The following is a 7,635-nucleotide window of genomic DNA, read 5'->3' on the forward strand; positions in this document are numbered from 1 at the left end:
CTTTTTCAGCATCTCGTCGTCGGTTGGGGATAAAACCACTCTAATACCGAAACTGGCATTTGCCCAGCATTGGTATTATGCACCGGCGCGATGACTACCAGCCTGATGTTTGCGGAAGCCGCCGAAGCGGGCGCCGCCGCCACCCGCCAGGTCACCGCCAACCGCGATCGCGTGGCCGGGATCACCGATCGGTTGCGCACGATCGACCCGCCGTTCGTGGCGACGCTGGCGCGGGGCAGTTCGGATCACGCCGCCAGCTTTGCCAAGGTGCTGTTCGAGACGCGGCTGCGCCTGCCCGTGGTCAGCCACCCGCCGTCGATCGGGTCGCTCTATCGCACCACCTCACCAAGGCTGGCCGGGGTGCCGTTGCTCGTCATATCGCAGTCGGGCCGCAGTCCCGACCTGATCGCCGCGGCCCAGGAGGCGAAGGACGTCGGCGCGATCATCATCGCGATGGTCAATGATGAGCAGTCGCCGCTGGCGGCGCTGGCCGATCACCTGCTGCCGCTCCATGCCGGCCCCGAACGCAGCGTCGCGGCGACCAAGAGCTTCGTCGCGTCGCTGGTCGCGGTGACCCAGTTCGTCGCCGCCTGGTCTAACGACGATCTGCTCAGCCAGGCGATCGGCGAGGTCGGCAGCGCGATTGACCGCTCGTTCGCCCTCGACTGGAGCGCGGCGTTGCCGCTGCTCACCGGACCGCGATCGCTGCTGGTGCTCGGGCGCGGGCTGACGCTGCCGATCGCGGGCGAGGCGGCGCTGAAGTTCAAGGAGACCTCCGCGCTCCATGCCGAGGCGTTCAGCATCGCCGAGGTCGCGCACGGCCCGATGACGCTGATAGCGGCAGGCGATCCGGTGTTCGTCTTCGCGCCGGAGGATCCCGCGCGGGAGGGCACCGCCGAACGCATCGCCGCCTTTGCCGAACGCGGCGCGCGTGTAATCGCGGCGGGCGACGACGCGGATACGGCGGGCGCGGCGATCCGCCTGCCGATCGTGCGCCATGCCCATCCGGTGATCGGCGCGATCGGCCAGATCGCCAGCTTCTACCGCCTGGCAGAGGCGCTGGCGCGCGCACGCGGTCGCGATCCCGATCACCCGCCCTATCTGGCCAAGGTGACCCGCACGCTATGACCGCTACCGCAATCGTCGGCGCGCGCGTGCTGTCGCCACACGGCGCCTCCGCCGCCCATGGGCTCCTGATCGAGGATGGCCGCATCCTGCGCCTGCTCGAGCGGGACGAGGCGCCGGCGGCGGACGATGTCGTCACGCTTGACGGCGGGTGGCTGCTGCCCGGCTTCATCGATACCCAGGTCAACGGCGGCGGCGGCGTGCTGTTCAACGATGCGCCCAGCGTCGACGGCATCGCCGCGATCGCCGCCGCGCACCGTCGCTATGGCACCACCGCGCTGCTGCCGACACTGATCAGCGACGATCTGGCGGTGATCGACCGTGCGATCGCCGCGACCGACGAAGCGATCGCCGCGGGCGTGCCCGGCGTGATCGGCATCCATATCGAAGGCCCGTTCATCAACGCCGACAAGCGTGGCATCCATGACGCCGCCAAGTTCCGCACGCTCGACGATGCGGCGCTGGCGCTGCTTACCCGGCCCGGCCGGGGGGTGCGGCTGGTGACGCTGGCGCCCGAACTGGCGCCGCCGGGGATGATCCGCGCGCTGGCGGCGGCGGGGGTGGTGGTCGCCGGCGGGCACAGCATGGCCGATCACGCCCAGACCCGCGCCGCGCTGGACGAAGGGCTGGCGGGGTTCACCCATCTGTTCAACGCGATGACCCAGCTCGGCAGCCGCGAACCCGGCATGGTCGGCGCCGCGCTCGACGATCGGGCGAGCCATTTCGGGCTGATCGTCGACGGCCACCATGTCGCCCCCGCCACGCTGCGGATCGCGCTGGCGGCGCGCGGGGTCGACGGGGCGATGCTGGTCACCGATGCGATGCCGTCGGTCGGCACCGACCTGACCCGGTTCAGCCTGATGGGGCGCGAGATCACCGTCGCCGACGGCGTGCTGCGCGGCGCCGACGGCACGCTGGCCGGATCGGCGCTGACCATGGCGGAGGCGTTGCGCAACGCGATCGACCTGCTCGGGGTCGACCTCACGATTGCATCGCGGCTGGCGAGCGCCAATCCGGCGCGCTTCCTCCGCCTGGACGGCGATACCGGCACGATCGCGCCGGGGCTGCGCGCCGATCTGGTCCATCTGGACGAGGATCGCCGCGTCACCCGCAGCTGGATCGGGGGCGCGCTGGCGGAGGTCGGCGAATAGCGTCGGGCGGCGCCCGGCGGTTCGGGCGGATAGGCAGGCGCGTCAGGCCGCCCGGCGATATCCGGCAAGGTACAGCGCGCCGTCGAGCGGATCGCCCAGCGCCTCGCTCAGCCGCGCGACGGTACGCTCGCGCAGCCACGGCCGCATCCGCTGCGACAGCCCGCCCGCCAGCGCGCAGCGCGGCGCTCCCCGTTCGAAGATCGTCTCGATGAACCGTTCGATATGCTGCGCAGCATCCTCGACGATCGACCGCGCGATCGCGTCGTTGGCCTCGGCATAGTCCATCACCAGCGGGGCGAAGGCGGCATAGTCGCGCGGCGTCGCCTCATCCATCCACGCCACCGCCCGTACCGTCTCATGATCGAACCGCGCGGTGACCGCGCTGCTCAGCGGGGTCGGCTTGGTCCGCCCGTCGAGCGCGCGCAGCGCGTGGCGCATCGCGCTCAGGCCCAACGCCGCGCCGCTGCCCTCGTCGGAGATCGGAAAGCCATAGCCGCCGATCGCGAAATTCTTCCCCTCATGCCGGATCTGGGCGATGCTGCCGGTACCGATCACCAGCGTCGCGCCGTCCTGTCCCATGTGCGCGCCGATATTGGCGATCACGGCGTCGGTTTCGAAACGCACCGCCTCGAACGGCCACGCCAGCCCCTCGATCCGGGCGCGCACGCCGGCGCGGGTCAGCCCGGCGATGCCGATCCCGGCGGCGATGGTCGCGGCCTGCGCGTCGTCGAGTCCGGCCATCGCGATCGCCTGGCCCGCCGCCTCCATCAGCGTCGCATAGAGCGTCTCCAGACCGACCCGCGTGTTGGCCGGCCCGGTCTCACCGACGCCCAGAATAGTGCCGTCGGCGTCGATCAGCCGGCTGCGGCAATGGCTTCCGCCCGCGTCGATTCCCAGGAAATAGTTCATCGTCGATCCTCGCGCGCGGCTCATAACTGGTATTGAGGTGGTATGTCCATGAGCGCCCCGCCCGGCTCTACCCGCCCCGCTCAAGTTGCAACTCTCCTTTAACCGTCCCGATTTGAGATTTTACAAGTCACTCTAACTCTGGTCGATCCAATATTTCCCTATTCAGGACGGATTACGCACTATTACGTCAGAATCATCATTTTGACCTATAGAAACCATTGACTCGATCGCCCAAGAACATGGTAAACGATCCATGTAATCGGCCGGCGGGGAAGTGTTTCCTTGTCGCCGGGGCGTGTATCGACGTTGCTTATCTCCTCTGATACCCCAACTTCTGGCGGGCCGCTGAGTCACAAGATGAATCTCCGTTGCGTTCTGTGCGGACACCGGCCGTCGTTCCACACCACTGTCCACCGGGGCCTCGCGTTCAGCGATTGCGAACGATGCGGGCGGGACATGATTCGGTCCGGCGCGCGCTGGGTCGCGCTTCCTCCCGCGTTGCGCGCGGTTGCGCGCCATCCCGGCCGATCCACGCCCCGCCCCCGCCGCGCGCCCGGACGGATCAGCGGCGCGCTAACCTGTGTCCGGGTCGCGGCAGCGTTGCTGGTGTGGAGCGCGATCGATCGCCTGCGCGGCACCGGCGCGGAGCATTCGCCGCGCGCACGACGGCTGGCGACGCGTTAGAATCGAAGCGCGGGCGCAAACTGGCTTGTGCGGCGCTTTCCTTGGCTGATCCACGGCCGCGCGCACGTAGCAGGATTGCTTCTCCCGACTGCGCCCGTTCGCAAAGACAAGGCAGGGTCCAGTCCAGATCGGGCGCTGTCCGAACAGGCGTGCGCAAAAGGAGTCGCCTCCCCAATCGGTATACGTTATCCGTATATCGCTCGCACGCTAAGCGTTCGAAAAGGGGGGAATATGGGGATGTTTCGTCGTTTTCTGGGGGCGACCGCCCTGCTCGGCACCGCTGCCGCCTGCCCGGCCGCCCATGCTGAAAGCTTTCGCGTCGAACTGGGCGATAAACTGCCGCAGGCCAGCTACGACGGGCGCGTGCTGCTGATCTTCAGCAAGGACCCGAAATCGGAGCCGCGTTTTCAGGCGGCGCGCGGGCTAGAATCCGCGCAGATCTTTGGCGTCGACGTCAATGATTTCAAGCCGCGCCAGTCGACCGTGATCGGCAACGGCATCACCGGCTACCCGCTCGAATCGATGCCCGAGATTCCGGCCGGCACCTATTGGGTGCAGGCGGTGCTGAACAAGTACGACACCTTCCACCTGTCGAACGGCAAGGTGGTGAAGCTGCCCGCCGCGCGCGGCGCGGGGCAGAACTGGCGCAAGGAGCCGGGCAACCTGATCAGCAAGCCGGTTCAGGTGACATTCGATCCGAAGCGGCCGGGCGAGATCAAGCTGGTGCTCGACACGGCGCTGCCCCCGGTTCCGGAACCGCAGGACACCGAGCACGTCAAATATTTCAAGTTCAAGAGCCCTAGCCTGTCCAAATTCTGGGGCCGGGACACCTATCTCAACGCCTATGTCCTGCTGCCCAGGGATTTCGACAAGCATCCAGAGGCGCGGTATCCGCTGATCATCAACCACGGCCACTTCCCGCAGGGCTTCGCCAATTTCCGCACGACGCCGCCCGACCCCAACGCGCCGTGCGTCTATGCCGCGCGCTTCCAGATGGATTGCTACAACCGCATCCAGGAGCAGGAAGCCTATGATTTTTACCAAAAATGGGCCTCGCCCGATTTCCCGCGAATGCTGATCATCGAGATCGACCATTCCAATCCGTATTTCGATGACAGCTATGCGGTGAACTCCGAAAACCTGGGGCCGTACGGCGACGCGATCCAGTATGAATTCATTCCGGCGCTGGAAAAGAAATTCCGCGGCATCGGTCAGGGTTGGGCGCGGTTCGTCTATGGCGGGTCGACCGGCGGCTGGATCGCGCTGGCGGCACAGGTCAAATACCCGGACGAATACAATGGCGCGTTCGCGTCATGCCCGGATTCGATCGATTTCCGTCAGACCAAGGTCATCAACATCTATGATGACGACAACGCCTATTATAAGTTCGGCATGTTCGGCAGCGTGCCGATCCCGATCAACCGCGACTATCTGGGCCACGTCAATTGGACGGTGGAACAGGAGAACCGTTACGAACGGGTGATCGGCGACAAATCGCGCTCTGGCGGCCAGTGGGACATCTGGGAGGCGGTCTATTCGCCGATGGGCGAGGACGGTTACCCCAAGCGCATCTGGGACAAGACCACGGGCAAGATCGACAAGTCGGTCGCCGCCTATTGGCGCGAGAACTACGACCTGCGCCACATCATGGAGCGCGACTGGGCGACATTGGGGCCGAAATTGCGTGGAAAGATCCACCTCTATGTCGGCGACATGGACAATTTCTACCTCAACAACGCCGTCTACCTGACCGAAGAGTTCCTGAAGAAGACCAGCAATCCCCCCGCCGACGCCGAGGTCGCCTATGGCGACCGCGCCGAGCATTGCTGGAACGGCGACCCGACCCAGCCCAACGGCATCACGCGCCTGCGCTATAATTCGATGTACGTGTCGAAGATCATGAAGCGGATCGCGGATACGGCACCGGCGGGCGCCGATGTGACGAGTTGGCGGTACAAGTAAGCGGTTGCTCCCCGCCCCGGCGCGCAGCCGGGGCGGGGAGCAACCGAAACGCGGCCGGGCGCGGAGCGCGTCCGGTAATCGGCGGCCGGTGGCGGCAACCTCGCGAGTTGCCCTGCTTCCCTCAACCAAGCGGCATGCCCGCGCGGGCGGAAATCAGTTGTCGCTGAGGGCGGCGAGACTCACTGGTGCCGACGAAAACCGATTCCCGCCTGCGCGGGAATGGCGGGTTTTGGTTTGGCCTGGTCTGGTTTTGAGGAGCGGCCGGACAGGCATCGTGCGATACCGTCGGGGCGCCGCCCACGGTCGTCCGACCTCACTCCCGCTGCCTCAATCCTCCGCGCGGATCAGGTGGAATTTGGTCTGGCGGCCGTCAATGTAGCGGACGGTCTTGCCGTCAAAGAACGCATCCTCCTCGCTCTGGAAGGCGACGGTCTGCCCGTCCCATTCGGGCACCGCAGCGGTCGCGGTCAGCTCGATTGACCAGGCGATGTTGGGGCGCAGCCGATATTCGCCGTGCGGTACGAAATTCTGCTCCTCCGACAGGCCGATCGCGCTGCCCGCGCCGTGGCCATGATAGCCGATCGGATGCGAATAGATCCGCGGTTCCAGACCTTGGGCGATCGCCTTGGCCCGCGCCGCGGCCAGCACTTCGTTGCCGGTGCGCCCGACGCGGAATTCGGAGGTTACCGCGTCCTGCACGCCGTTGTTGGCGAGCAACCCCGCCTTCAATCCCGCCGGCGCGTCGCTCTCCCCGTCGCGCAGCACATAGGCCATATGCTGCGTATCGGTGTTGAAGCCGAGGTAGACGATGCCGAAGTCGACGCGCAGCATATCCCCCTTCTCGATCACCGACGCTTCCTCGCGCAGGATGCCGGGCGTCCCACGGCGCTGGACAGAGACCGACGGCTGGAACCAGGAATCGAGCCCCAGGTCGCGCACCCGCTGGCGATACCACCACACCAGATCGAGGTTGGTGGTGACGCCCGGCTTGATGACCTTCCCCGAAAAGCCCTCGCCGATGATCGCATGGGCGATACGGACGATTTCGGGATAGCGTTTCATCTCGGCGGCGGTGCGCGTTTCCAGCCAGCCGATCGCCAGCGGAAAGCCCGACACCACCCGCGATTTCTGTTCGGGCGTCAGCACCGCCAGCAGGTCGTTGTACTGGCTGTAGGTCATGCCGTCGGCGAAGGCGAGCAGCGACGATGTGTTGAGCGCGATCTTCTTCGGATTGCGCTCGCTGATCACCTCGGCCAGCCGCTTCCACTGGTCGGGCTGCTTGTCCATGTCCCACGATCCGGCGAACATCTCGCCCATGCCGTGCTTGCTGATCACCAGCCGCTCGACCGGCTTGCCGTTGCCGGGGTCGAAGAACACCAGGATCGTCCGCCGCCGCGCGCGCAGGTTGGTGGCGTTGAGCATCGTGGAGACCACCGGGTCCTCCAGATATTCGCGCGCCACCAGCACCCACATGTCGATGCCGTGTTCGCGCATCAGCGCCGGGGCGACGGTGTCGAGCCGCTCCTTCAGCCACGCGTCGCGGATGTCGGCGCGTTCGCGCTCGGGCGCGATGCGCGGATAGGCCGGGCTGGTCGAGGCCTCGCCCTGATCCTGCGCGACCGCCGGGGTCGCGCAGGCAAACAGCAACGGCAGCGTCAGTGCGAAACGCATGGACATGTCGGATTCCCCCGGTTGAAAGATCAGTCGAACGGCTTGTCGATCGAGGGCGGCGGGACGGAGAAGAACTTCGGCCCCGACGGCGTCATGTAGAAGCAATCCTCCAGCCGGATGCCCCACACGCCCG

General features: G+C 66.5%; 5 protein-coding genes. 3 read left to right on the plus strand and 2 right to left on the minus strand.

All coding sequences use genetic code 11. The features are described 5' to 3' along the window. The first annotated feature begins 90 nt into the window (after positions 1–90). Entirely contained in the window at positions 91–1,128 is a 1,038-nt protein-coding gene (locus VNR91_RS02900; protein WP_325489288.1) for an SIS domain-containing protein, read from the plus strand. After that, positions 1,125–2,276: an N-acetylglucosamine-6-phosphate deacetylase gene (gene nagA, locus VNR91_RS02905; protein ID WP_325489289.1), complete on the plus strand. Its 1,152-nt coding sequence runs from the start codon at positions 1,125–1,127 to the stop codon at positions 2,274–2,276. Before VNR91_RS02900 ends, nagA begins: the two co-directional genes overlap by 4 nt. A gap of 42 nt (positions 2,277–2,318) precedes the next feature. On the opposite strand, the gene VNR91_RS02910 is transcribed toward nagA, so the two are convergent. Continuing rightward, positions 2,319–3,185, minus strand: a complete 867-nt coding sequence (locus tag VNR91_RS02910; protein WP_325489290.1) for a BadF/BadG/BcrA/BcrD ATPase family protein — start codon at positions 3,183–3,185, stop codon at positions 2,319–2,321. Positions 3,186–4,106: 921 nt separating this feature from the next. On the opposite strand from VNR91_RS02910, the gene VNR91_RS02915 reads away from it, so the two are divergent. Next, positions 4,107–5,831, plus strand: a complete 1,725-nt coding sequence (locus tag VNR91_RS02915) for an alpha/beta hydrolase-fold protein (protein ID WP_325489291.1) — start codon at positions 4,107–4,109, stop codon at positions 5,829–5,831. 327 nt (positions 5,832–6,158) lie between these two features. On the opposite strand, the gene VNR91_RS02920 is transcribed toward VNR91_RS02915, so the two are convergent. Beyond that, entirely contained in the window at positions 6,159–7,508 is a 1,350-nt protein-coding gene (locus VNR91_RS02920) for a M24 family metallopeptidase (protein WP_325489292.1), read from the minus strand. Positions 7,509–7,635 lie beyond the last annotated feature (127 nt).

This window comes from Sphingomonas sp. (genome assembly GCF_035555815.1).
In the GTDB taxonomy this organism is placed as follows: domain Bacteria; phylum Pseudomonadota; class Alphaproteobacteria; order Sphingomonadales; family Sphingomonadaceae; genus Sphingomonas.